This window comes from Stenotrophomonas rhizophila (assembly GCF_003751305.1).
Taxonomy (GTDB): Bacteria; Pseudomonadota; Gammaproteobacteria; order Xanthomonadales; family Xanthomonadaceae; genus Stenotrophomonas; species Stenotrophomonas rhizophila_B.
Map to the genome: position 1 here is coordinate 148,342 of NZ_RJKV01000002.1, position 22,458 is coordinate 170,799.

The following is a 22,458-nucleotide window of genomic DNA, read 5'->3' on the forward strand; positions in this document are numbered from 1 at the left end:
TGCTTCATGGCAGTTCGGTCAGGGGGAGCTTCCTTGAGGCGCGGCCGAGGTGTCGGGATGACGGCAGGCCTGGTTGGAGAAGGCCTGCCGGTAGCTCTGGCCGAAGCACCGGACAAACGCATCGACGATATCGAGATTGGGCGGCCAGGCGACCTGTACCACCTCACCGTTGGGCATCGTGAAGTCGAAGAAGCCGTTCTCGACGTTGGTCTCAGGCGGCGCAGGCAGGGCTGCGAGCGTCGCGCGCGCGGCGACCAGGGCCGGGCGGTCCTTTTCGATGAGCGCGACGCTGGCATCCACGTAAGGATTCCAGCCGCCTGCATCCGGCGCAGGTTTGTAGGTCTGCCGCATCAACGTGACCGCCTGCGCGTCCTGCCCAGCCTGCGCGCGCATCTGCGCTTCATGCCAGATCATCGTAGTGTTGCCGGCGGCCTTGGGCTGCGCACGATAGGTCGCGATGAGATCGGCAGCAGCGAGCTGGCACTCGGCCTTCTCCGCCATTGGTCGCCAGCCACCTTCCAGATCCTGATCAAACTGCGCCGGGGTCAGCGCCAGCATCGCGGCGCGATCCACGGCGCAGTCGTCGGCAAAGGCCGGCAATGCGGCGGCCGACAAGGCCAGTAACAGCAGAGAACGCGTGCCGTGCATCGTCACATCCTTGTGCAGAGGTCTGATCTGAGTGTTTGCCAGTGCTGCACTCAGGTCAAGCCGGGAACCTGCGCTGGCGTCCTCAGTCCTCCAGCTTCGCCAGGTCGCGCACCGCGCCCTTGTCAGCACTGGTGGCCAGCAACGCATACGCCTTGAGTGCACCGGTGACCTTGCGCGGGCGCGCCTCGCGCGGCTTCCAGCCGAGCGCGTCCTGTTCGGCGCGGCGTGCGGCCAGCGTGGCGTCATCCAGCAGCAGATCGATGCGCCGTGCGGGAATGTCGATGCGGATGCGGTCGCCGTTGCGCACCAGGCCAATGGTGCCGCCCGAGGCCGCTTCCGGCGAGGCATGCCCGATCGACAGGCCCGAGGTGCCGCCGGAGAAACGGCCGTCGGTGAGCAGCGCGCAGTGCTTGCCCAGCCCCTTGGATTTCAGATAACTGGTCGGGTACAGCATCTCCTGCATGCCCGGGCCACCGCGCGGGCCTTCGTAGCGGATCACCACCACGTCGCCGGCCACCACTTCATCGGCGAGGATGCCCTGCACGGCGGCATCCTGGCTCTCGAACACGCGCGCGTTGCCTTCGAACACGTGGATGGATTCGTCCACGCCGGCGGTCTTCACCACGCAGCCATCGACGGCCAGATTGCCGCGCAGCACCGCCAGCCCGCCTTCGGACGAATAGGCATGCGCGACGGCGCGGATGCAGCCTTCGGCACGATCCACGTCCAGCGTCGGCCAGCGCGTGGCCTGGCTGAAGGCGACCTGGGTCGGGATGCCGGCGGGGCCGGCACGGAAGAAATCGTGCACCTTTTCATCGGTGCTCACCGCGACATCCCAGCGTGCGATCGCCTCGGCCAGGGTGCGGCTGTGCACGGTCGGCACGTCGGTATGCAGCAGGCCACCGCGCGCGAGTTCGCCGAGGATGCCGAACACACCGCCAGCGCGATGCACATCCTCCATGTGGTACTTCGGCGTGTTTGGCGCGACCTTGCACAGCTGTGGCACACGGCGTGACAGCGCATCGATGGCATGCAGGTCGAAGTCCACCTCCGCTTCCTGCGCGGCGGCCAGCAGATGCAGGATCGTGTTGGTCGAGCCGCCCATCGCGATATCCAGCGTCATCGCGTTCTCGAAGGCTTCGCGGGTGGCGATGCCGCGTGGCAATGCACCCACGTCTTCGCCGCCGTACCAGCGGTGGCACAGTTCCACGACCACGCGGCCGGCGCGGCGGAACAGCTGCTCGCGGTCGGCATGCGTGGCCAGGGTCGAGCCGTTGCCGGGCAGCGACAGCCCCAGCGCTTCGGTCAGGCAGTTCATCGAGTTGGCGGTGAACATGCCCGAGCACGAGCCGCAGGTCGGGCACGCACTGCGCTCGTACTCGGCGACCTTCTCGTCGCTGGCGCTTTCATCGGCGGCGATCACCATCGCATCCACCAGATCCAGCTTGTGCTCGGACAGGCGCGTCTTGCCCGCTTCCATCGGCCCGCCGGAGACGAACACCACCGGGATGTTCAACCGCAGCGCGGCCATCAGCATGCCGGGGGTGATCTTGTCGCAGTTGGAAATGCACACCAGCGCATCGGCGCAATGCGCGTTGACCATGTACTCCACCGAGTCGGCGATGATCTCGCGGCTGGGCAGCGAATACAGCATGCCGTCGTGGCCCATCGCGATGCCGTCATCCACCGCGATCGTATTGAACTCCTTGGCCACGCCGCCGACCTGCTCGATCTCGCGCGCCACCAGTTGCCCCAGGTCCTTGAGGTGCACGTGGCCGGGCACGAACTGGGTGAACGAATTGGCGATGGCGATGATCGGCTTGTGGAAGTCGCCATCGGTCATGCCGGTGGCGCGCCACAGGGCGCGGGCGCCGGCCATGTTGCGGCCGGCGGTGGAGGTGCGGGAGCGGTATTCAGGCATGGTGGCTGGCAGGATCTGGCGGGCCGTGGGGGCGCGTTTCAGCTCGATTCTGCCGAAAAATTCCGGTTGCGTTTGCAACCACCTTCGCCGCTGGCGCGGCCCCGCCCAGAGCGAATGCTGAAACGCTGTTCATGTTTTGGACTTTGCCGGTTTTGGTTGTTCGCCCCGATCAGGCATGATTGGGGAGATAACCGTACTAGGGGGCATGACGCCATGAAACGTTCCAGGACCACTGCGCTGCTGTTGATGAGCGCTGCGCCGCTGCTGTTCACCGCCTGCCAGAAGAACGAGGCCGTGCAGGTGCAGGAAGGGCTCTACACCTCGGTGCAGGCCTGTACCGAAGCCACCGGCGATCCGTCCAGCTGCCGCAACGCGTTTGCCGAAGCGCAGAAGCAGTCGGCCGATGCGGCCCCCAAGTACGCCACGCGTGAAGCCTGCGAGGCCGAATACAACGCCGAGCAGTGCGTGGAACAGAAGACCTCCACCGGCCATTCGTTCATCGGCCCGATGATGATGGGCTTCTTCATGTCGCAGATGCTCAGCAACCGTGGTGGCGCCGGCCTGGCCCAGCAGCCGGCCGCGAGCCCGGCCTACCAGGACAAGGCCAAGGGCTGGGCACGCCCGGGTCCGTCGACCGGTGGCATGAACACCGCCAGCGGCATCGGCGCGGGCAAGGCCGGCCTGGCGCCGGTCAATGCCACCCCGAACCGGGCGGTCACCGCCAGCCGCGGCGGCTTCGGCAACACCAGCAGCAACCGCAGCAGCGTCGGCGGCTGATCGATGCAGCGCGTGCGTATCGCCGAGCGCAGCCAATGGCGCGCTCGGGCAGAAGAATCCGGGTTCCGTTTCCACACCATCGATGGCCTGCCGTACTGGGATGAAACCGCGTACTACGCGTTCACCCTGCGCCAGATCGAACAGGACATCGAAGATCCCAGCGCCGAGCTGCATGCCATGGCGATGGATCTGGTCGACGAGGTGGTGGGCAGCCAGCAGCTGATGGACCAGCTGGCGATCCCGCCGCAGTTCCGCGACTGGATCGCCGAGAGCTGGCGCCGCCGCGAGCCGCACCTGTATGGGCGGCTCGATTTCGCCTACGACGGCACCGGCCCGGCCAAACTCTACGAGCTGAATTACGACACGCCCACCTCGCTGTTCGAGGCCTCGTTCTTCCAGTGGCAGTGGCTGGAGGACCAGCGCAACCAGAACCGGCTGCCGCCGGATGCCGATCAGTTCAACGCGATCCATGAGGCCTTGGTCGAACGCTTCGGTGAGCTGGCCGCGCAGCTGCCGCCGCCGCTGTATTTCAGCGCGGTCGGTGCGTCGGAAGAAGACCAGGGCACCGTCGCCTACCTGCGCGACTGTGCGGCTCAGGCTGGCCTTCGTGGTGAAGCGATCGCGATCGAGGATATCGGCCTGTCCGAGGACGGGCGCTTCACCGCGCTCGACGACACCGTGATCGGCAGCCTGTTCAAGCTGTACCCGCTGGAAGACCTGATGACCGAGTCGTTCGGCCAGGCGCTGCCCGCCTCGGGCGTGCAGCTGCTGGAACCGGCGTGGAAAGCGATCCTCAGCAACAAGGGCGTGCTGCCGCTGCTGTGGCAGCGTCACCGCGGCCACCCGAACCTGCTCGCGGCCGAGTTCGACGATGGCAGCGAACTGCCGCGTGGCTGGGTGCGCAAGCCGTTGTTCTCGCGCGAGGGCGCCAACGTGGCCATGCACCTGGCCGATGGCAGCTGGCAGGAAAGCGAAGGCCCGTACACCGGCCCGGCGATCCGCCAGGCCGCGCATCCGCTCACCGCGTTCGATGGCGGTTATCCGCTGATCGGCAGCTGGGTGGTGGGTGATCAGGCCTGTGGCATGGGCATCCGTGAGGACAACAGCCGGATCACCCGCGACAGCGCCCGCTTCGTACCGCACGCGATCATCGACGAAGCGCCGACGCGCATCTATCTCTGAGCGTTACAGCAACCCATCCCGCTTGACGGCCAGGTAGCGTTCCACCAGCGCCCCCGGCAGTGCTTCGGCGGTGACATCCAGCACCATCACCCGGTGGCTGCGCAGCGCGTCATGTGCGTCGCTGCGCTGCTGCAGGTAACGCGCGATCGCACCGGCCTGGGCAGCGTCCTGCAGGGTCTCCACCGGCTGGGACAGCGCATCATCCAGCGCGCGTTCGCGCAGGCTGGCCACGCACACCAGGTGCTGGCGTTGCAGCAGGCGCACTGCGGCGAGCAGATCTTCGATGTCTTCATCGCGCACGTTGGTGACCAGCATCACCAGCGAGCGACGGCGCTGGCGCAGCGACAGTTCGGTGGCGGCGGCAAGGTAATCGGTGGCAATCGGCTGCGCCTGCAGATCGTAGCTGGCGCGCAGCAGGGTATCGATGGTGCCCATGCTGCGTTTCGGCGCGACCCAGCGGCTGTCGCCCCCGGCCGCGAACAGGCCCACGCCGTCGCCTTGGCGCAGCGCGAGGTAGGACACCACCAGCGCCGCATTGAGGACATGATCGAAGTGCGACAGCCCGCCTTCGCTGGCCATCATGCGCCGGCCGGTGTCGATCATCAGCACCAGCTGCTGGTTTTTCTCGTCCTGGTATTCGCGGGAGATCAGCTTGCGCGCGCGCGCGGTCGCCTTCCAGTCGACCTGGCGCAGGCTGTCGCCGACGCGGTACTCGCGCATCTGATGGAAATCGGTGCCTTCGCCGCGGCGGCGCTTGAGGTGCGCGCCGACCAGGCGCGAGGCTTGTTCGGCACTGAACAATGCAAAGCGCGTCAGCGGTGCGAAGTTGGGGTAGACGCGCACCGCCAGCGCCGGCGGCAGTTGCCGCCGCTGATGCCACAGCCGCCACGCGCTGTGCATGCGCAGGTGCACGCCCTCGAAGACGAAACGGCCACGCGCGGTCGGCGTCAGTCGGTACGCCACGCTGCTGGTGACCATCGGCTTGAGCGCCAGCGACCGCGGCAGGCCCTGCAGGCTCCAGCCACCGGGAACCAGATCGAATACCTCCACGCGCTGGTGCCGGCTCGATTCCAGCCGCAGCGTCGCCTCACGCTCGACGTTCAGCGCGAGCGACTCCGGCAGCTCGCGGTGCACGCTGGGCGAGGGCTGGTGGCGCAGGCGAAGCAGGTCCACCAGCGCAATCAGCGCCACGCCACCGCCGATCGCCCACCAGACCGCGTGCGGCCATACGCCGATCACCACCGGCACGCCGAGCAGGCCCCAACCGGCCAGCAATGCCAGCAGCAGTGCGCCCGGCCTCATGCCGGTCGCTCGCGATGGAGGACGCGCCCACTCATTTGCGCGGTGCGTCCACCTTGGCCAGCAGCGCGGTCAGCGCGTCGTCGGCGCTCTGTCCTTCGATCTGCAGTTCCGGCGCCAGCGCGATGCGGTGGCGCAGGGCGGGCTTGGCGATATCGCGCACGTCATCGGGGGTGACGAAATCACGACCGGACAGCACGGCCTGCGCACGGGCCGCACGCACCAGCGCGATGCTGCCGCGCGGGCCGGCACCGAGCGCGATACCCGGCCATTGCCGCGTGGCGGCGACGATCCGCACCGCGTAGTCGATCACTTCCGGATCGACCGTGATTGCTGCGGTCGCCTGCTGCAACGCAATCACCTCGGCCGCGTTCAGCACGCGTGGCACCTGGGAGAGATCGAAATCGGCGGCGCTGCGGCCGGTGGTGATCGCATCGACCATGCGCTTCTCATCGTCCAGCGTCGGGTAGTCGATCAGCACCTTCAGCAGGAAACGGTCCAGCTGCGCTTCGGGCAGCGGGTAGGTGCCTTCCTGCTCGACAGGGTTCTGGGTGGCCAGGGTCAGGAATGGCGGGGTCAGCGCGAACGCTTTGCCTTCGATGGTGACCTGGCCTTCCTGCATCACTTCCAGCAGGGCCGACTGGGTCTTGGCCGGGGCGCGGTTGATTTCATCGGCGAGCAGCAGATTGGTGAACACCGGGCCGCGACGGATCTTGAAGCTCTCCGTCTTCGGGTCGTACACCGCATGGCCGCTGACATCGCTGGGCATCAGGTCCGGGGTGAACTGCACACGGCCGTAATCCAGCTCCAGCGCCTGGGCGAGCGCGCGCACCAGCAGCGTCTTGCCGAGCCCCGGCACCCCTTCGATCAGCACGTGGCCGCCGGCCAGCAGCGCGATCAGGATCTGGTCGAGGACCTCGGGCTGGCCGATGAAGGCCTGGCCCACGGCCTCACGGACGGCATCGACGCGCTCGGACAACGGCGATGGCGACGGGGATGGCGTCACGGCAGGCGGGGACAACGGCGGCGGAAGCGTCGGCTCGGTCATAGCAGGGTTCTCATCTGGATCAGCAGGCGGATGCGGTCGCGCAGGCCGGCGACGTCGTGGGAAGCGGGTGGGGTCAAGGCGGTCCGCACGCGCTCGTGCGACCACTGCAGTACCGCGGCGATGGCGTGCACCTGGGCCTCGCCGGTGAGGGCGGCTGCCGTCGGCGAGCGTCGCCGCAGGCGGGCCAGGAAGGCGCCGCGCACCGCGTCATACAGCAGTGGTGCCTTGCCAAAGCGCAGCAGGTGTTCGCCACTGGCGCGGATGTGTTCCAGCAGCGAGCGGCGTTCCGCGGCAGGCGAGGGTAGTTCACTGCCCAGGCGCTGCGCACGCTGCCACAGCCAGCCGAGCAGGGCCAGCAGCAACGGCGCCCACACCGGCCAGCCGAGGTAGAACACGCGGTTCCACAATGACGGCGGGCGCGAGGCGTAGACCAGCCACATCGTGCCCTTGCCATAGTTGGGCGCCAGCACGTAGCGGGTGAGATCGCGGTGGGCTTTGTCGTGCAGGTCATCAACGAAGGCGTTGGCAGCATTCGGCGGAACGCTCGGGTTGGGCCGGCCCTTGCCATGCATGAAGGCCATGTCGGCCAATACGTCGATGCGCCCCTGGCCGTGGCGCAGGCGGGCGAAGACCAGGTCATAGTCGTCACCCCAGCCACGCTCGAGGGTGACGCCGGCAGGCGGCTCGGCCGAGAAGCGGCGACCATTGCAGAACTCGACATGCTGCGGATCGTCGCGTACGTGGAAGCGCTGGCAGTAGCTTTCGTAGCCCTCGCTGTCCACGCCGAGCGCGTCCAGCAGGGGGCCATTACCGGCGCTGTCCTTTCCGATCGGTGGCGTGCGCACGATCAGATGCCCACCCTTGGCCACCCACGCCATCAGCTCGGTCACGGCCGGCGCCGGGACCTCTCCACTGTCCTGCAGCAGCACCACGGTATCGCCCGGCTCCAGCGGCATCCGGGTCAGGTCCAGACGTGGGCGCGACTGCACCGTGATCCCATCCGCACGCAGCGCCTGGCCGAGCACGTACAGTGCGTTGTAACTGGCTTCGCCCTGGGGCGGCAGGTGTTCTATGTGTGTCACCCGCTCGTGCGTGCGCAGGAACAGGATCGCCAGCGGCACGCAGATCACCAGCAGGCCCAGGACGATCAGCAGCCAGCGCAGACGGACGCTCACGCGCGCCACCCGAACTGGGCCTGCAGAATCGTGGCCAGCGCATCGAAGTCATCATCGCTGGGCAGTCGGCCGGCATACGCCGCGTACTGCCAGACCCGCACGATGCGCGCGAACAGGCTGCGGTCGGCCTCGACCGGCATCCGACGCGAGGCACGCAGGCACTGCGCTTCGGTGGCACCCGGCGGAAGCGTGATCCCGGCGCGCTCGCTCATCGATTCGACACTGGCGCGGTACAGCAGCGCCAGCGCCTGGCGGGGGCGTCCTTCCTGCCACAGGGCACGCGCACGCGACGCCGGATCGGGCGGCACCACGTCCGGTATCCGGATTGGTTCTTCGACCACCGCCGCGGCCTTCGCACGACGGCGCTGGCCGGAGCCGCGCAGCCACGGCAGCCAGCGCGGTGCGGTGGCCAGCAGCAGCAACACCAGGACCCCGACCACTGCCCACAGCGTCCATTCGGCGATCCGGGCCGGCAACAGCGGCCCCTTGCTGCCGCGTTTGCCAGTGGCCTTGGCCGCAGCCTCACGTTTTGCCTTCTCCGCCTCGGTTGCATCGCTTTCGATGCGTTTCCACTCGGTAACCTCACGGGTCGGGCTCTGCAGCGGGTCTTCATACGCGCGCTGCACAGCCTGGCGGAAGCCAGCCGTATCCACCGCGTCATCGCCAAAGATGACCGGGGGCGTGTTGTCCGGATCGTTGTCGTACGTCCGCGGCGGGTCATCGGCGTCATCATCTTCGCCACCGTCGGCGTCCGCGTCCGAAGCCGCATCGGCGTCTTGCGCAGGCGACGGAGCGTCATCGGCCGGCGCCGGCAACGCACCCTTGGTGTTCGACTGCGCCGGCGCCTGTTGGGCGTGCAGTGCCGCGCCCGGCCAGAGCAGCACGAGGGCCAGGACCAGCAGCGGCGCAGCGCGCTGCAACCGTGCATGCAGGCGGCGGAAGGCGATCTCCACATCCCACGCTTCCATCTGGGTGCGGCGATCCAGATACAGGCCGAAGCCGGCACCGACGTAGAACGGGCCGATCAGCGTGGCGGCCCCCCAGAACAGCAGGTTCACGCCCAGCTGCATCCATGCGGGCATGTCCTGCTTGGCCAGCTCCCATGCCGCGCGCCAGGACTCGGACAGCAGGTCCACCGGAATGAACAGGAACACCGCTGCGATGCCGCCGACCACCAGCACCGTCTCGAAGACCATGCACACCATCGTCAGCAGGACGGCATAGCCCATCGCACCCCCGGCGATGGCGCGACGCCGTTGGCGACGATGTGCCGGATCCGCGCCTTCCAGCAGATTGACCGGCAGCAGCACCGAACGCAGCGGGCTCAGGCGTCGCCAGCCGAGATAGCCCCAGAAGCCCTGCCAGCCCCATGTGCGCTGCGCGCGCAATGTCTGCAGGGGCGTGGATGCATCGCCGAACACCCCGCGTGAGATCACGTACAGCGCGATGCGCTCGAACAGCGGCTTGAGCCACCACATCGCCAGCCAGGCCCAGCCGAAGCTGTTGGTCCACCATGCCACTGCGTTGAGCAGCACGAACACCGGCAGCGACACGAGGATCCACGGCGCCCAGATCGCCGCGGCATGCCGGCGTACCAGGGCCATGCCCAGCTCCATGGCTTCCCAGCCCGAGCGCGCGCGCAGCACGACGTTGAGCCGATCAATCTGCATCGGCCGCCCCACGTCCGCCACGCCACAACCACACGAACACGGTGGTCCACAGCACAGCGGCAACGCTGTATTTGCCCCACGCCGGAATTGCCGCGATCGAGGACCAGAACGCTTCGATGAAGGCGGCGATCAGCAGCATCGCCGCAACGCCCACGCACAGCTTGGCGCCGATCACACCGCCCTCGACCAGCGCATCGATGCGCCGCCGGCGACCGGGTGCGAGCAGTTTCATGCCCAGCTGGAGGCCCGCCCCGCCGGCGATCACGATCGCGGTCAGCTCGAACGCGCCGTGGCCGGCCACGAAGCGCCAGAACGGATCGCCATGGCCGATATGCTGCAGATGGCCGGCGACCGATCCGATGCCGACGCCGTTGAACAGCATCACCAGCACCGTGCCGACGCCGGCGATCAAGCCGAAGGCGAACGTGCGCAGGCCGATGCTGATGTTGTTCATGATGTAGTAGCCGAACATCGTCCAGTTGGTGCCGCTGTCGCGGCCCAGGTTGGGCGATGCCGGATCGTACATGCGTTCGAATTCGGCGATGCGCGCGTTGTCCATCAGCAGATGGATCAGCTCGGGGCGCCACAGGATCAGCGCGAAACTGCCCACCAGCGGCACCCCGAACAACACCGCAGCGACCCACATGCTGCGTGCCTGGCTGCGCACCAGCTGCGGGAAATCGGCGAACAGGAAGGCGAGCGCACGCCGCCACTGCGGGCGCGGCGTGCGGTAGAGCAGGGTGTGGCCCTGCTGCATCAGCTGCTGCAGGCGTGCCACCAGCTGCGGGCTGTAGCCGCGCCGGCGCGCCAGCGCGAGCTGCTGGCACAGGCGGCGATAGCGCTGCGGGAAGTCGGCATCGTCCAGACCCTCGTGGGCCGCCTGCCGGCGCGCCTGCCGCGGACGCTCACCGCGCTGGGCCAGCCACTGCTCCAGCGTCTGCCACTCGGCCTGGTAACGGGCGACGAACTGTTCCTGTCTCATCGACGTCCCAGCAGCCAGTTGGCCATCGCATACAGGCGCAGCACGCCGACCTGGCCCTGGCTCTCGGTCAGCGGCGCGGCGATGTCGGCCAGTTCCTGCTGGCGCGGCACCGACAGCCGCGGCGCACGCTCGGCGAAGTCGACCACGGCGGCCTGCTCGGCCGGCTGCAGTGGCTGCGGCGGGGCCAGTACGCTGCCGACCGGCACCGTGCCGCCCACCGGCGGTGCGCTCTGGTGGATCACCACGGTTCCCGCGACCAGGTCACCGAGGCGGCGGCCATGCGCATCGAACAGGCTCGACAGCAGTCCCAGCGCGTAGCCGAACGGCAGCATGTCCACGGTGCGCAGCAGGTTGCGGGTGATCGCGCTCATCCAGCCGATCGGCCCACCATCGCTCGCCACCACGCGCAGGCCCATCGCGCGCTTGCCCAGGGTGCGGCCCCAGCACGCTTCCTGGACGATGGTGTAGGCCCACATCAACAGGAACATCAGGCCCAGGTAGAGGCCTTGGCCGAATCCACCGAGGAAGGCCAGTGGAATGCTCAGCACCATCAACGCACCCACCCGGATCACCAGGTCGATCGCCCACGCCAGCGCACGCGGCAACGGCCCGGCCACGGGCAGGTGCAGAGGCACGCCTTCGGGGGTGATGACCTCCCGGTAGGTATCCAGCATGGGCGCGCTCATCGGCGGCGCATCGCGCGGGATCCTGCGGGCGGGCACGAGGGGGGCCGGAGTCCTCTCCGGTCTGCCAGCGGGGGCATGCGGTTCTCGACTGCTTCCTGGTCGGCTGAGGACTTTACCGCAATCAACCCCGGTACTGGTCCTTGAGGCGCACGTAGTGATCGGCCGAGTAATGCAGCGACTCGATCTCCTTGTCGCTGAGCGTGCGCGCCAGCCGTGCCGGGTTGCCCAGCCACAGCTCGCCTTCGCCGACCACCTTGCCCGGGCCGAGCACCGCGCCGGCGCCCAGGAAGCCGTGCGTGTTCACCGTCGCGCCATCGAGAATGCACGCCCCCATGCCGATCAGGCAGTAATCGCCGATCGTGCAGGCATGGATGATGGTGCCGTGGCCGACGGTGACGCCCTCACCGATGATCGTCGGGTAGCCGCCCTTGTTGAACGGGCTGTGGTGACTGACGTGGATGATGGTGCCGTCCTGGATGTTGCTGCGCGCGCCGATCCGCACGTGGTTCACATCGCCGCGGATCACCGTGCCCGGCCACACCGAGACGTCATCGCCCAGCACCACGTCACCGATGATCGTGCAGGCCGGATCGATGTAGACGCGTTCGCCAAGCACCGGCAGCGTGTCAAGGAAGGGGCGGATCGGGGACATGCGGACTCCAGACAATGACGCGCCCTGCTGGGCGCGTGGTCATGATACCGGGCGCCGTTTTTTCTTTCCGTTACGCCACGCGGCTGCGGCGCGCGCGTTCCAGATGCACCAGCAGCAGCGAGATCGCCGCCGGGGTCATGCCGGGGATGCGCTGGGCCTGGCCGAGGGTCTGCGGCCGCACGCGCTCGAGCTTCTGCTGCACTTCCGCCGAGAGACCGCGCACGCCGGCATAATCGAAATCGGCGGCGATGGCGGTGTTCTCGTGACGCTGCTGGCGCTCGATCTCATCGCGCTGGCGGTCCAGGTAGCCGGCGTACTTCACCCCGATTTCGACCTGCTCGGCCACCTTGGCATCGGCCACGGCCGGGCCGAGCGACGGCACCTGCATGAGCGTGGCGTAGTCCAGTTCCGGGCGCTTGATCAGATCCAGTACGTTGGTTTCGCGGCTGACCGCCACGCCCAGCGTGGCCTCCACTTCGCGGCCCAGCGCATTGCCCGGCGTGGCCCACAGCGCACGCAGCCGTGCGGTTTCCTGCGTCACCGCGTCCTGCTTGGTCTGGAACGCGCTCCAGCGGCGGTCGTCGACCAGGCCCAGCTCGCGGCCGAGGCCGGTCAGGCGCACATCGGCGTTGTCCTCGCGCAGTTGCAGCCGGTACTCGGCGCGGCTGGTGAACATGCGATACGGCTCGTTGGTGCCGTGGGTGATCAGGTCGTCGACCAGGACACCCAGGTAGGCCTCGTCGCGGCGCGGGCACCAGCCGGCGTCGTCACGGGTGAAGCGCGCGGCGTTGAGCCCGGCCAGCAGGCCCTGCGCGGCGGCTTCTTCATAGCCGGTGGTGCCGTTGATCTGGCCCGCAAAGAACAGGCCGCTGACGGTCTTGGTCTCCAGCGTGTTCTTCAGCCCGCGCGGATCGAAGAAGTCGTATTCGATCGCGTAACCGGGGCGGGTGATGTGCGCGTTCTCGAAGCCGCGCATGCTGCGCACCAGCTCCAGCTGCACATCGAAGGGCAGCGAAGTGGAGATGCCGTTGGGATAGATCTCGACCACGTCCAGCCCTTCAGGCTCGACGAAGATCTGGTGGCTGGCCTTTTCGGCGAAGCGCACCACCTTGTCCTCGATGGAGGGGCAGTAACGCGGGCCGATGCCTTCGATCTGGCCGCTGTACAGCGGCGAGCGGTGCAGCGCATTGCGGATGATCTCGTGGGTGCGCTCGCTGGTGTGGGTGATCCAGCAGCTGACCTGCGCCGGGTGCTCGTCCACGCTGCCGAGGAAGGACATCACCGGGCGCGGATCGTCGCCGGGCTGTTCTTCCATGAGGCTGTAGTCCAGCGAGCGGCCATCGATACGCGGCGGGGTGCCGGTCTTGAGGCGGTCGATCACGAACGGACGCTCGCGCAGGCGCGCGGCCAGCGTGGTCGCCGGCGGGTCGCCCATGCGGCCGGCGGCGTACTGGGTCTCACCCACGTGGATCTTGCCGGCCAGGAAGGTGCCGGCGGTGAGCACCACGGCCGCCGCGCTGAAGCGCAGCCCGGTCTGGGTGATCGCACCGCGCACGGCATCGCCTTCGATGATCAGGTCATCGACCGCCGCTTGGAATACCGTCAGGTTGGGCTGGGCTTCGACGATCTGGCGGATCGCCATCCGGTACAGATTGCGGTCGGCCTGGCAGCGCGTGGCGCGCACGGCCGGCCCTTTGGAGGCGTTGAGCGTGCGCCACTGGATGCCGGCGCGGTCGGCGGCATGCGCCATCGCGCCGCCCAGGGCATCGATCTCCTTGACCAGATGGCCCTTGCCGATCCCGCCGATGGCCGGGTTGCAGCTCATCGCGCCGATCGTTTCCACGTTGTGGGTCAGCAGCAGGGTGCGCGCACCGCTGCGTGCGGCCGCCAGCGCGGCCTCGGTGCCGGCGTGGCCGCCGCCGATGACGATGACGTCGTAGCGGTAGAAGGTGTCAGTCATGGCGGAGGAGCTCGGGACGGGGCCGGACGGCCCGGATCAGCCCTGGAGGCAGGGCGCGGGTGGCGATTTTAGCGCCATTCGTCGGGGGCCATGAAATCCACCCTCAAGTTGGCACGTTTTCTGCAGATAACCCAATAGCACCCAGGATGGCATGCGCCTTGTGCGTAACGGACCGGAATTGGAACAGGGGCCGGTCCAAGCGCATCGTGGGGAAGCAGAAGGGCCGGTAGTCGGGGGACTGCCGGCCCTGTTTTTTTGCCGTCCCGCGCTGGTTTCAAGGGCGCCAGATACAAAAGGCCCCGCCATTGGCGGGGCCTTCTGCGTTATAGGTGCCGACATCCGACAGGGCCGGAACAGGGGGGATCCAGATGTTCCTGGCGGATATCGACATAGAACCGAATGTGACGCCACTTGTCGCTTTTGGCACTTTGTGACCGTGGCCGTCACCGCCCGGCTAGATTGAACCGCCGGGCGCGTGAAAATCAAGCCATATCAGGGCTCAACTGTGCGTTGGTTCGCATTGTTGAGATTCCGCCACGGGGAACCGTTCATCCTCGGGGACGCCGGGCGCGGTGCCTGGGCCGGCCGGGCCTGGGGCCGCGACGACGGGCGCTGCTGTTGCTGCGGCTGCGGCCGGCGCGGACCACTCACCGAATCCATGTTCCGCCACGGCGAGCCACCGTTGTTGGGGCGCGGACGATCCGGCGGACGGGTCGGCTGACCGCCATTGCCGTTGCCGGGGCGCGGCGGCGGGCGGTGATTGTGCGGCGGGCGATAGTTCGGGTACGGACGGTAGACCGGGTAGCCGTAGCCACCGCCATACCCGCCATAGCCGTAATAGCCACCGCCGCCGTAATAGCCGCTGCCGTAACCATAGGGATACCCGGCCGGGTAGCGGTACTCGACCGAGGGTGCGCCGTGGTAGTAGCCGTTGCCACCGCCGCCACCGCCGACATAGTCGTACGTCGCGCAGCCGGACAGGGCCAACAACAGGCCACCGGCAAGAACAAGGCGCATTTTCATGATGGGGTCCCCCCAAAGGGCTGTATGGCCAGCTTCGGCCCATGGCATTGAATCGGCCCTTAACTTGGCCCGGTCCGAATGAATGGTTGCCATGCTGACATGTTCAGCAAGGCGGGTGTGGATGCGGGGCATACGTTAATCTTGCGTCATGAGCGATTCACCCTTGCCCTGTGTTGACGACGTGCTGGCGGCGGCGGCACGCATTGCCGCGCACGCCTGCGTGACCCCGGTCCTGCGCTCGCGCACGATCGATGCCATGACCGGCGCGACCGTCTTCTTCAAAGCCGAACACCTGCAGCGCAGCGGGGCCTTCAAGTTCCGCGGCGCCTGCAATGCGGTCTGGGCGCTGGATGAGGAACAGGCCCGGCGCGGGGTGGTCACCCACTCGTCGGGCAACCATGGCGCCGCGTTGGCGCTGGCCGCGCGTACCCGCGGCATTGCCTGTCATGTGGTGGTGCCCGAGGGAGCCGTGGCCGCCAAGTTGGCCAACATCGGCCGCCACGGGGCCACGCTGTGGCGCTGCGACGCCTCGATCGCCGCGCGTGAAGCCATGTGCGCCCAGGTCCAGGCTGAAACCGGGGCCACCCTGGTGCACCCCTATACCGACCCCCGGGTCATTGCCGGCCAAGGCACGGCTGCGCTGGAACTGCTGCACGCCGCCGACGGACTGGACGTGATGGTGGTACCGGTCGGCGGTGGTGGCCTGGCCGCTGGCACGCGGCTGGCGCTGCAGACTGCGACCCCCGGGGTGGACCTGATCCTGGCCGAGCCGCTGGGTGCTGCCGATACCGCGCGCTCGCTGGCCGCGGGCGAGCGGCGCATCGATTTCACTCCCGACACCCTCTGCGACGGCCTGCGCGGAACGCTGGGCGTGCCCAACTTCGCGCTGTTGCACGGTGCATCGCAGGTGATCACCGTGGCCGACGCCGATACCGTCGCGGCGATGCGGGTGATCTGGCAGGTGCTCAAGCAGGTGGTCGAACCCTCGTCGGCGATCGCGCTGGCGGCGATCTTCGCCGAACCGGAACGCTTTGCCGGCAAACGCGTGGGCGTGGTGCTGTCCGGTGGCAACGTCGATCTTGATGCCCTCCCGTGGGGGGTGGCATGAGCCGACGCACAGGGGTGGGGTTCTTCGGCTGGCTGTGGCGGTTGTGCGTGCTGCTGGCGGTCTGGCTGCTCGGGGTCACCGCGTGGATCGTCTGGATCGGCGAGCGCGACCAGGCGCAGAAGGCTGACGCGATCATCGTGCTCGGCGCGGCGGCGTATGACGCCAAGCCGTCGCCGGTGTTCGAAGAGCGCATCCGGCACGGGCTGGATCTGTACCAGCACGGCTATGCGCCGCTGCTGATCTTCACCGGTGGCTACGGTGGCACCGGCGCGCGCTTCTCCGAATCGCAGGTGGCACGTCGCTACGCGCTCAAGCAGGGCGTGCCCGATGACGCGATCCTGATCGAGACCGCCTCACGCACCACGCGCCAGAACCTGATCGAGGCGCGGCGCCTGATGGAGCAGCGCAAGCTGCACCGCGTGATCATCGTCAGCGACCCGCTGCACATGGCCCGCGCGCTGCGCCTCTGCCGCGAGCTGGGCATCGATGCGCTGGCCTCGTCCACGCCGAGCACGCGCTTCCGCAGCTTCCACACCAGCTGGCGGTTCCTGGCGCAGGAAATCTATTTCTTCCATCGCGATCTGTTCCCGTCGTAGAGCCGACCGTTGGTCGGCTGGACGCGATCAGCGCGGTCGGCTCAGGGCGTTTTGCGGCGGATCGGAATCGCCGAGACCGGCACCGTGGCGACATCGTGCCCCCGCTCGCGGATCGGTGCGCCGCCTTCCGGCGCCCACGCGTGTGCGTAGATCACTTCCCAGCTGCTGGGCAGCTTGCCGTCTGCGCGCCGCAGCGGCTCGTAGGCTGCGCGCGCGGCATCGAAGCGCCCGCGCCCGGTCAGCGTATGGCGGCGGTCCTGGCGCGCGTTGGTGGCGCCGATCGCCTTCAGCTCGCGCATCAGCGCGGTCAGGTCGTCGTAGGTCAGGGTGAACAGGTCGCGGTCCAGGACCGGATCGCGGAAACCGGACATCATCAGCGCATCGCCGAACTGTGCGATTGGGGCGAAGCGGCTGACATGCGGCACGTCGTCGGCCGCGGCGAATGCATCGCGCAGTTCGATCAGGGTCTCGGGCCCGAACGTGGAGACCAGCAGCAGGCCGCCGGGCTTGAGCGCGCGGCGGAACCCGGCGAACACCGCCGGCAGATCCTCCACCCACTGCAGGCACAGGTTGCTGAAGATCACATCCACGCTCTGGTCCAGCACCGGCAACGCCTGCGCATCGCCGCACACGCGCGAGAACGGCTTCCACCAGCCGGCCTGCTTCTTCGCCTCACGCAGCATCGGCTGGGCCAGATCCAGCGCGATCACCTGTGCCTTCGGCCAGCGCTTCTTCATGAGCGCGCTGGCGTGGCCGGTGCCGCTGCCGACATCGAGCACCACCTGCGGCTGGCGGTTTTCCAGGTAGTCCAGCGATTCGATCAGGCGCTTTTCCACCTCGCGCTGCAGCGCGGCGGCGGCGTCGTAACTGCTGGCGGCGCGCGAGAAGGCGCGGCGGACGTGATGGGGATCGAAGCTGGACGTCATGGGGTACTCACGGCTCAAAACGGTGGTGCGGGTGGACTCAGAAGGTGCCCGGGTAGGCGCCGCCATCGATCAGCAGGTTCTGCCCGGTGATGTAGCCGGCCTGTGCGCTGCACAGGAAGGCGCAGGCGGCACCGAACTCATCGGCGGTGCCAAAGCGGCCGGCGGGAATATGCGTGCGTTTGCGCTCGGCGAGCTGGCCGGCATCGATGCCCTGCTGCTGGGCCAGATACGCGAAGTTGCCGCGCAGGCGATCAGTATCGAACTGGCCCGGCAGCAGATTGTTGAGGGTGACATTGTGGGCGACGGTCTTGCGTGCCAGCCCGGCCACGAACCCGGTCAGCCCGGAGCGTGCGCCGTTGGACAGCCCGAGGATGTCGATCGGGGCCTTCACCGAGGAGGAGGTGATGTTGACCACGCGGCCGAAGCCACGCTCGATCATGCCATCCACCGTGGCGCGGATCAGCTCGATCGGAGCCAGCATGTTGGCATCCAGTGCGGCGATCCAGTCTTCGCGGGTGAACTGGCGGAAATCGCCCGCCGGCGGGCCCCCCGCGTTGTTGACCAGAATGTCGACCTGCGGGCAGGCGGCCAGCGCGGCGGCACGTCCCTCCGGGGTGGTGATGTCGGCAACCACGCCGATCACCCGGCGTGCGCCCGGCAGGGCCTGCAGTTCGAGCACGGCGTGTTCCAGGTCCGATTGACCGCGCGCGGCGATCACCACGTTGACGCCTTCGCGGGCGAGGGCGCGTGCACAGCCCAGCCCGAGGCCTTTGCTGGCGGCGCAGACCAGGGCCCAGCGGCCGGCGATTCCAAGATCCATGGGGTCAGTCCTGTGGGGAAAGGCAGGCGTACATGATCGGTGATGCGCGGCCGGAACAGGTCAAGGCTGCGCGGCAACAAAGTGTTGCAGCTGCGCGGCCACCTCATCGGTATGGCCGAGGAAGGGGGCATGCCCGCCCTGGGCGATCACATGCGCCTGCGCGCCCGGCGCCAGCGCGGCAGCAGCCTGCATGGCCCGCGCCGAGACCAGCCGGTCGCGCTGGCCGGCCAGCCACAGGCTGGGCTTGCCCAGCCGGGCCAGGGCGCCGCGCAGATCGGTGTTCTCCAGCAGGCGCAAGCCTTCCTGCAACGCACGAGGGGCGGGCTCGCCGCGCGCGACCAGCATCTCGCGCAGCGTGCGCAGTTCCTGACGGGCGTGTTCGGAGCCCATCGCATCCAGCGCGAGAAAGCGCTCCAGCGTGCCGCGGTAGTCCTGCGCGAGATCCTGGCCAAACTGCTCGAACACCGCCGGTTCCACCGCATGCGGCCAGTCCTCGCCGCGCACGAAACGCGGCGTGGCGGCGATCATCGCCAGCGCACGCACCTGGGGCAGGGTCGCGGCAGCATGCAGCGCGAACAGACCCCCGAGCGACCAGCCGCACCAGACCGCCGGCGGCGTGGCCGCGGCAATGGCGTTGACCACATGCGGCAGGCGCAGCGGCGTGGTGTCATCGCGGCTGGCGCCGTGGCCGGGCAGGTCCACCAGGTGCAGCTGGAAGTGCGCCGACAGGCGCTCCACCAACGGTGCGAACACGCCGCCGTGCAGGGCCCAGCCGTGGATGAGAACCAGCGCCGGGCCCTGGCCGATGACCTCGATATGCATGCTCAACGCTGCGGTGTCACGCGGTCAGCGCGCTGAGTGCTTGCTGCTGCACCACGGTATCGCGGGCATGCGCGATCGCATCGACCAGGGCGCGGACCTGTGCGGGTGCATGCAGCGCCGACAGTGTCACCCGCAGGCGTGCCTTGCCCTCCGGTACGGTCGGCGGCCGGATCGCGCTGACCAGGAAACCGGCGGCTTCCAGCGCGGCCGACATGCCCATCACCGTCGACTCGGCGCCGCACAGCAGCGGCTGGATCGGGGTATCGGACGGCATCAATTCCAGGCCGTGCTGGCGCGCACCGGTGCGGAAGATGCCGATCAGTTCGGTGAGCTTTTCGCGGCGCCAGTCGTCGCGGCGCGCCAGCTTCACCGCGGCCAGGGCGGCGGCCGCCTGCGCCGGCGGTACGGCGGTGGTGTAGATGTAGGGGCGCGCGGTTTCGGCCAGGTGCTGGATCATCGCCTCGTCACCGAGCACGACCGCGCCGCTGCCGCCGAGCGCCTTGCCGAGCGTGGCCAGCTGCAGCGGCACATCATTGACGCCCAGGCCCGCATCGGCCACGCAGCCGCGGCCGTGTTCACCGACCACGCCGATGCCGTGCGCGTCATCGACGTACAGCAGCGCTTCCTGCATGCGCGCCACCAGCGACAACGACCGCAGCGGGGCGATGTCGCCGTCCATGCTGAAGACGCCGTCGGTGGCCAGCATCGCCGCGCCGTTGGGCGCGTGCTTGAGTTGGCGCAGCGCGCCTTCGGTATCCAGATGCGGATAACGACGCAGGCGGCAACCGGCCAGGCGCGTGGCATCGAGCAGGCTGGCGTGGTTGAGCCGGTCCTGCACGCAGACATCGTCTTCTTCGCTGAGCAGCGCCTGCTGCACGGCAAGGTTGGCGGCAAAGCCACTGCCGAACAGCAGCGCCCGCGGATAGCCGAGCCAGTCGGCCATCTCCTGTTCGAGCGCTTCATGCAGGGCATGGTGGCCGCAGATCAGGTGCGAGGCGGTCGCGCCGGCACCTTCGCGCGCAGCGGCATCCTGCAATGCGCTGACCACGCCGAACTGCTGCGACAGACCCAGATAGTCATTGCTGCAGAAGTTGGTCAGCCATTGGCCGTCCACTTCCAGCTGCACACCATCGCGCCGGCTCACCATGCGGCGCACGCGAAGGCGCCCCTGCGCGTCGCGGAGCTTGCGCTGGGCCTGGATGCGGTCGTGCAGGTCAGGACGGGCCATGGTCATCAGGGGGTCCGGGTGGGCCGTTAGCGTACCCGGTTGCCGGGCCCGCTGCTCGGGGCTCAGGCCGCCTGCCCGCAGCTGCGTCCGGCGGTGATGTCGGCGTGGACCGTGCCCGGGTGGTCGTGCCCGGCGGCGTCCACCGTGACCGGCATCGGGCGCAGGCCCAGCCGTTCGAACAGGGCCAGATCGCGTTCGGTGTCCGGGTTGCCGGTGGTCAGCAGCTTTTCGCCGTAGAAGATGGAATTGGCCCCGGCCAGGAAGCACAGCGCCTGCAGCTCATCGCTCATCGCCTCGCGCCCGGCCGAGAGCCGCACCATCGCCCGTGGCATCACGATGCGGGCCACCGCGATCATCCGCACGAACTCGAAGGGATCCAGCTCGGCGGTGCCGTGCAACGGTGTGCCGGCGACCTGCACCAGGCGGTTGATCGGCACTGAATCCGGATGGGCCGGCAGGGTGGCCAGCGCCAGCAGCAGGCCGGCGCGGTGTTCTCGCGTCTCACCCATGCCGACGATGCCACCGCAGCAGGTCTTCAGCCCGGCATCGCGCACGTGCGCCAGCGTGTCCAGGCGGTCCTGGTACTGGCGCGTGTGGATGATCGAATCGTAGTAGTCCGGCGCGGTATCCAGGTTGTGGTTGTAGTAGTCCAGCCCGGCCTCGCGCAGGGCGGTGGCCTGCGCGCCGCTGAGCATGCCCAGCGTGGCGCAGGTCTCCAGGCCGAGTGCTTTCACCTCGCGGATCATCGCCGCCACCTTGGGGATGTCGCGGTCTTTGGGCGAGCGCCAGGCCGCACCCATGCAGAACCGGGAGGCGCCCGCCGCCTTGGCCTGGCGGGCCTTGGCGACCACGTCGTCGGTGGCCATCAGCTTCTGTGCGTCCACCCCGGTGCTGTAGCGCTGCGCCTGCGGGCAGTACGCGCAGTCTTCCGGGCAGCCGCCGGTCTTGACCGACAGCAGGGTCGAGACCTGCACTTCCGCCGGGTCGAACTGCTCGCGGTGCACGCTGGCCGCGCGGTGCAGCAGGTCCGGGAACGGCAGCGCGAACAGGGCCAGCAACTCCTCGCGGTGCCAGTCGTGTCGGATGACAGAAGCCATGGGAGTGTCCTGACAGATAGTGGAACGAAAGGGCGGCAGTCTGGTGAGGCAGCCCTCTTCTGTCAACCATATGGTCTTTTCGAAAGTTTACGGAGTACTCGGTTGGCTTGGCTGGCAGATCCTGCCGCTGCGCTGCCTGGTCTGCGAGTGCCCGGGCGAAGACGGGATGGACCTGTGCCGCGCCTGTCATCAGGCGCTACCGTGGAACGACCGCGCCTGCCGTCGCTGTGCGCTGCCGTTGGCGACGACCGACCCCGGTGATGCAGCAGGGGATCACTGCGAGCGCTGCGTGGACGAGTACCCCCGCCAGGCGGCGGCCAGTGCCGCGTTCCTCTACGCGCCGCCGATCGACCGGTTGCTGATCCGGTTCAAATTCCACCAGGACCTGGCCGCCGGCCGGCTGCTCTCACAACTGATGCTGCAGCGCGTGCCGCCGTTTCTGGCCGGGCCGCTGCAGCCGATGCCACTGCACCGCCGCCGGTTGCGCCAGCGCGGTTACAACCAGGCGCTGGAACTGAGCAAGCCGCTGGCGCGCGGGCTGTGCTGTCCACTCTGGCAGGGCCTGCAGCGCACCCGTGAAACCGCAGCGCAATCGAATCTGGACGCGGATGCCCGGCGCTGCAATCTGCGCGATGCATTCACCGTACGCGGCCATCCACCTGCCGGGCTGACCGTGGTCGACGATGTGATGACCACCGGAGCCACCACCGATGCCGCGCTGCGCGCGCTGCAGTATGCCGGTGCCGGCCCGATGCAGGTCTGGGTCTGTGCGCGGGTGCCGTAAGCGCAGCCGATTGGCGTAGTTGCCGCCGCGCTGAGTGCGCACAGCAGCGATACT

The 22,458-nt window shown here is 68.4% G+C and carries 21 protein-coding genes; 5 read left to right on the plus strand and 16 right to left on the minus strand.

What is annotated here, in order from left to right; genetic code table 11:
• Positions 1-18 precede the first annotated feature (18 nt).
• The gene (locus EDF74_RS09285) at positions 19-648 is read right to left on the minus strand and encodes a hypothetical protein (RefSeq protein ID WP_123729885.1); all 630 of its coding nucleotides are present in this window, start codon (positions 646-648) and stop codon (positions 19-21) included.
• An 82-nt stretch (positions 649-730) separates the two neighbouring features.
• A complete protein-coding gene (gene ilvD, locus EDF74_RS09290) occupies positions 731-2,569 on the minus strand; it encodes a dihydroxy-acid dehydratase (RefSeq protein ID WP_123729886.1) in 1,839 nt (612 codons plus the stop codon).
• A 213-nt stretch (positions 2,570-2,782) separates the two neighbouring features.
• Between ilvD and EDF74_RS09295 the strand changes: the two genes are divergently transcribed.
• Together EDF74_RS09295 and EDF74_RS09300 are read left to right on the plus strand one after the other, a co-directional pair.
• Entirely contained in the window at positions 2,783-3,346 is a 564-nt protein-coding gene (locus EDF74_RS09295; RefSeq protein ID WP_121040776.1) for a DUF1190 domain-containing protein, read from the plus strand.
• Between the two features lie 3 nt (positions 3,347-3,349).
• Entirely contained in the window at positions 3,350-4,528 is a 1,179-nt protein-coding gene (locus tag EDF74_RS09300) for a glutathionylspermidine synthase family protein (protein ID WP_123729887.1), read from the plus strand.
• Positions 4,529-4,531: 3 nt separating this feature from the next.
• On the opposite strand, the gene EDF74_RS09305 is transcribed toward EDF74_RS09300, so the two are convergent.
• The 9 genes from EDF74_RS09305 to EDF74_RS09345 form a co-directional block, all read right to left on the minus strand.
• Positions 4,532-5,830 carry a DUF58 domain-containing protein gene (locus EDF74_RS09305; protein WP_123729888.1) on the minus strand — a complete coding sequence of 433 codons (1,299 nt, stop codon included), beginning with the start codon at positions 5,828-5,830 and terminating at the stop codon, positions 4,532-4,534.
• A gap of 31 nt (positions 5,831-5,861) precedes the next feature.
• On the minus strand, positions 5,862-6,875 hold the full coding sequence (locus EDF74_RS09310) for an AAA family ATPase (protein WP_123729889.1): 1,014 nt from the start codon (positions 6,873-6,875) through the stop codon (positions 5,862-5,864).
• The gene (locus EDF74_RS09315) at positions 6,872-8,050 is read right to left on the minus strand and encodes a DUF4350 domain-containing protein (RefSeq protein ID WP_123730832.1); all 1,179 of its coding nucleotides are present in this window, start codon (positions 8,048-8,050) and stop codon (positions 6,872-6,874) included. The genes EDF74_RS09310 and EDF74_RS09315 overlap by 4 nt, the downstream gene beginning before the upstream one ends.
• On the minus strand, positions 8,047-9,720 hold the full coding sequence (locus tag EDF74_RS09320; protein ID WP_123730831.1) for a DUF4129 domain-containing protein: 1,674 nt from the start codon (positions 9,718-9,720) through the stop codon (positions 8,047-8,049). The genes EDF74_RS09315 and EDF74_RS09320 overlap by 4 nt, the downstream gene beginning before the upstream one ends.
• Positions 9,710-10,702: a stage II sporulation protein M gene (locus tag EDF74_RS09325; RefSeq protein WP_123729890.1), complete on the minus strand. Its 993-nt coding sequence runs from the start codon at positions 10,700-10,702 to the stop codon at positions 9,710-9,712. Before EDF74_RS09325 ends, EDF74_RS09320 begins: the two co-directional genes overlap by 11 nt.
• Positions 10,699-11,388 (minus strand): RDD family protein, encoded by a 690-nt coding sequence (locus tag EDF74_RS09330; protein ID WP_123729891.1) that lies wholly within the window; start codon positions 11,386-11,388, stop codon positions 10,699-10,701. Before EDF74_RS09330 ends, EDF74_RS09325 begins: the two co-directional genes overlap by 4 nt.
• Positions 11,389-11,509: 121 nt before the next feature.
• Positions 11,510-12,040 (minus strand): gamma carbonic anhydrase family protein, encoded by a 531-nt coding sequence (locus tag EDF74_RS09335; RefSeq protein ID WP_123729892.1) that lies wholly within the window; start codon positions 12,038-12,040, stop codon positions 11,510-11,512.
• A gap of 70 nt (positions 12,041-12,110) precedes the next feature.
• Entirely contained in the window at positions 12,111-14,000 is a 1,890-nt protein-coding gene (gene mnmG, locus EDF74_RS09340; RefSeq protein ID WP_123729893.1) for a tRNA uridine-5-carboxymethylaminomethyl(34) synthesis enzyme MnmG, read from the minus strand.
• Between the two features lie 492 nt (positions 14,001-14,492).
• Complete coding sequence (locus EDF74_RS09345) at positions 14,493-15,023, minus strand: hypothetical protein (protein ID WP_123729894.1); 531 nt, start codon at positions 15,021-15,023, stop codon at positions 14,493-14,495.
• 148 nt (positions 15,024-15,171) lie between these two features.
• Between EDF74_RS09345 and EDF74_RS09350 the strand changes: the two genes are divergently transcribed.
• Together EDF74_RS09350 and EDF74_RS09355 are read left to right on the plus strand one after the other, a co-directional pair.
• The gene (locus EDF74_RS09350) at positions 15,172-16,131 is read left to right on the plus strand and encodes a pyridoxal-phosphate dependent enzyme (protein WP_123729895.1); all 960 of its coding nucleotides are present in this window, start codon (positions 15,172-15,174) and stop codon (positions 16,129-16,131) included.
• Positions 16,116-16,727: a YdcF family protein gene (locus EDF74_RS09355; RefSeq protein ID WP_123729896.1), complete on the plus strand. Its 612-nt coding sequence runs from the start codon at positions 16,116-16,118 to the stop codon at positions 16,725-16,727. The genes EDF74_RS09350 and EDF74_RS09355 overlap by 16 nt, the downstream gene beginning before the upstream one ends.
• 41 nt (positions 16,728-16,768) lie before the next feature.
• Here the strand turns inward: EDF74_RS09355 and bioC are convergent, their stop codons facing one another.
• The 5 genes from bioC to bioB all read right to left on the minus strand — a co-directional run bounded on the left by bioC (position 16,769) and on the right by bioB (position 21,620).
• A complete protein-coding gene (gene bioC, locus EDF74_RS09360; RefSeq protein WP_123729897.1) occupies positions 16,769-17,653 on the minus strand; it encodes a malonyl-ACP O-methyltransferase BioC in 885 nt (294 codons plus the stop codon).
• 37 nt (positions 17,654-17,690) lie between these two features.
• On the minus strand, positions 17,691-18,473 hold the full coding sequence (locus EDF74_RS09365) for an SDR family oxidoreductase (protein ID WP_123729898.1): 783 nt from the start codon (positions 18,471-18,473) through the stop codon (positions 17,691-17,693).
• 60 nt (positions 18,474-18,533) lie between these two features.
• A complete protein-coding gene (bioH, locus tag EDF74_RS09370) occupies positions 18,534-19,295 on the minus strand; it encodes a pimeloyl-ACP methyl ester esterase BioH (RefSeq protein WP_123729899.1) in 762 nt (253 codons plus the stop codon).
• 16 nt (positions 19,296-19,311) lie between these two features.
• Positions 19,312-20,523, minus strand: a complete 1,212-nt coding sequence (bioF, locus tag EDF74_RS09375) for an 8-amino-7-oxononanoate synthase (RefSeq protein WP_123730833.1) — start codon at positions 20,521-20,523, stop codon at positions 19,312-19,314.
• A gap of 62 nt (positions 20,524-20,585) precedes the next feature.
• On the minus strand, positions 20,586-21,620 hold the full coding sequence (gene bioB / locus EDF74_RS09380; RefSeq protein WP_123729900.1) for a biotin synthase BioB: 1,035 nt from the start codon (positions 21,618-21,620) through the stop codon (positions 20,586-20,588).
• 70 nt (positions 21,621-21,690) lie between these two features.
• Here bioB and EDF74_RS09385 point away from each other — a divergent pair, with 70 nt between their 5' ends.
• Positions 21,691-22,404, plus strand: coding sequence for a ComF family protein (locus EDF74_RS09385; protein ID WP_123729901.1), 714 nt, complete (start codon positions 21,691-21,693; stop codon positions 22,402-22,404).
• The last annotated feature ends 54 nt before the right edge of the window (positions 22,405-22,458 follow it).

Bases quoted from the DNA above. Each gene is read 5' to 3' on its own strand.
- EDF74_RS09285 (WP_123729885.1), bottom strand. From the start codon at position 648: ATGCACGGCACGCGTTCTCTGCTGTTACTGGCCTTGTCGGCCGCCGCA.
- ilvD (WP_123729886.1), bottom strand. From the start codon at position 2,569: ATGCCTGAATACCGCTCCCGCACCTCCACCGCCGGCCGCAACATGGCC.
- EDF74_RS09295 (WP_121040776.1), top strand. From the start codon at position 2,783: ATGAAACGTTCCAGGACCACTGCGCTGCTGTTGATGAGCGCTGCGCCG.
- EDF74_RS09300 (WP_123729887.1), top strand. From the start codon at position 3,350: ATGCAGCGCGTGCGTATCGCCGAGCGCAGCCAATGGCGCGCTCGGGCA.
- EDF74_RS09305 (WP_123729888.1), bottom strand. From the start codon at position 5,830: ATGAGGCCGGGCGCACTGCTGCTGGCATTGCTGGCCGGTTGGGGCCTG.
- EDF74_RS09310 (WP_123729889.1), bottom strand. From the start codon at position 6,875: ATGACCGAGCCGACGCTTCCGCCGCCGTTGTCCCCGCCTGCCGTGACG.
- EDF74_RS09320 (WP_123730831.1), bottom strand. From the start codon at position 9,720: ATGCAGATTGATCGGCTCAACGTCGTGCTGCGCGCGCGCTCGGGCTGG.
- EDF74_RS09325 (WP_123729890.1), bottom strand. From the start codon at position 10,702: ATGAGACAGGAACAGTTCGTCGCCCGTTACCAGGCCGAGTGGCAGACG.
- EDF74_RS09330 (WP_123729891.1), bottom strand. From the start codon at position 11,388: ATGAGCGCGCCCATGCTGGATACCTACCGGGAGGTCATCACCCCCGAA.
- EDF74_RS09335 (WP_123729892.1), bottom strand. From the start codon at position 12,040: ATGTCCCCGATCCGCCCCTTCCTTGACACGCTGCCGGTGCTTGGCGAA.
- mnmG (WP_123729893.1), bottom strand. From the start codon at position 14,000: ATGACTGACACCTTCTACCGCTACGACGTCATCGTCATCGGCGGCGGC.
- EDF74_RS09345 (WP_123729894.1), bottom strand. From the start codon at position 15,023: ATGAAAATGCGCCTTGTTCTTGCCGGTGGCCTGTTGTTGGCCCTGTCC.
- EDF74_RS09350 (WP_123729895.1), top strand. From the start codon at position 15,172: ATGAGCGATTCACCCTTGCCCTGTGTTGACGACGTGCTGGCGGCGGCG.
- bioC (WP_123729897.1), bottom strand. From the start codon at position 17,653: ATGACGTCCAGCTTCGATCCCCATCACGTCCGCCGCGCCTTCTCGCGC.
- EDF74_RS09365 (WP_123729898.1), bottom strand. From the start codon at position 18,473: ATGGATCTTGGAATCGCCGGCCGCTGGGCCCTGGTCTGCGCCGCCAGC.
- bioH (WP_123729899.1), bottom strand. From the start codon at position 19,295: ATGCATATCGAGGTCATCGGCCAGGGCCCGGCGCTGGTTCTCATCCAC.
- bioF (WP_123730833.1), bottom strand. From the start codon at position 20,523: ATGGCCCGTCCTGACCTGCACGACCGCATCCAGGCCCAGCGCAAGCTC.
- bioB (WP_123729900.1), bottom strand. From the start codon at position 21,620: ATGGCTTCTGTCATCCGACACGACTGGCACCGCGAGGAGTTGCTGGCC.
- EDF74_RS09385 (WP_123729901.1), top strand. From the start codon at position 21,691: ATGGTCTTTTCGAAAGTTTACGGAGTACTCGGTTGGCTTGGCTGGCAG.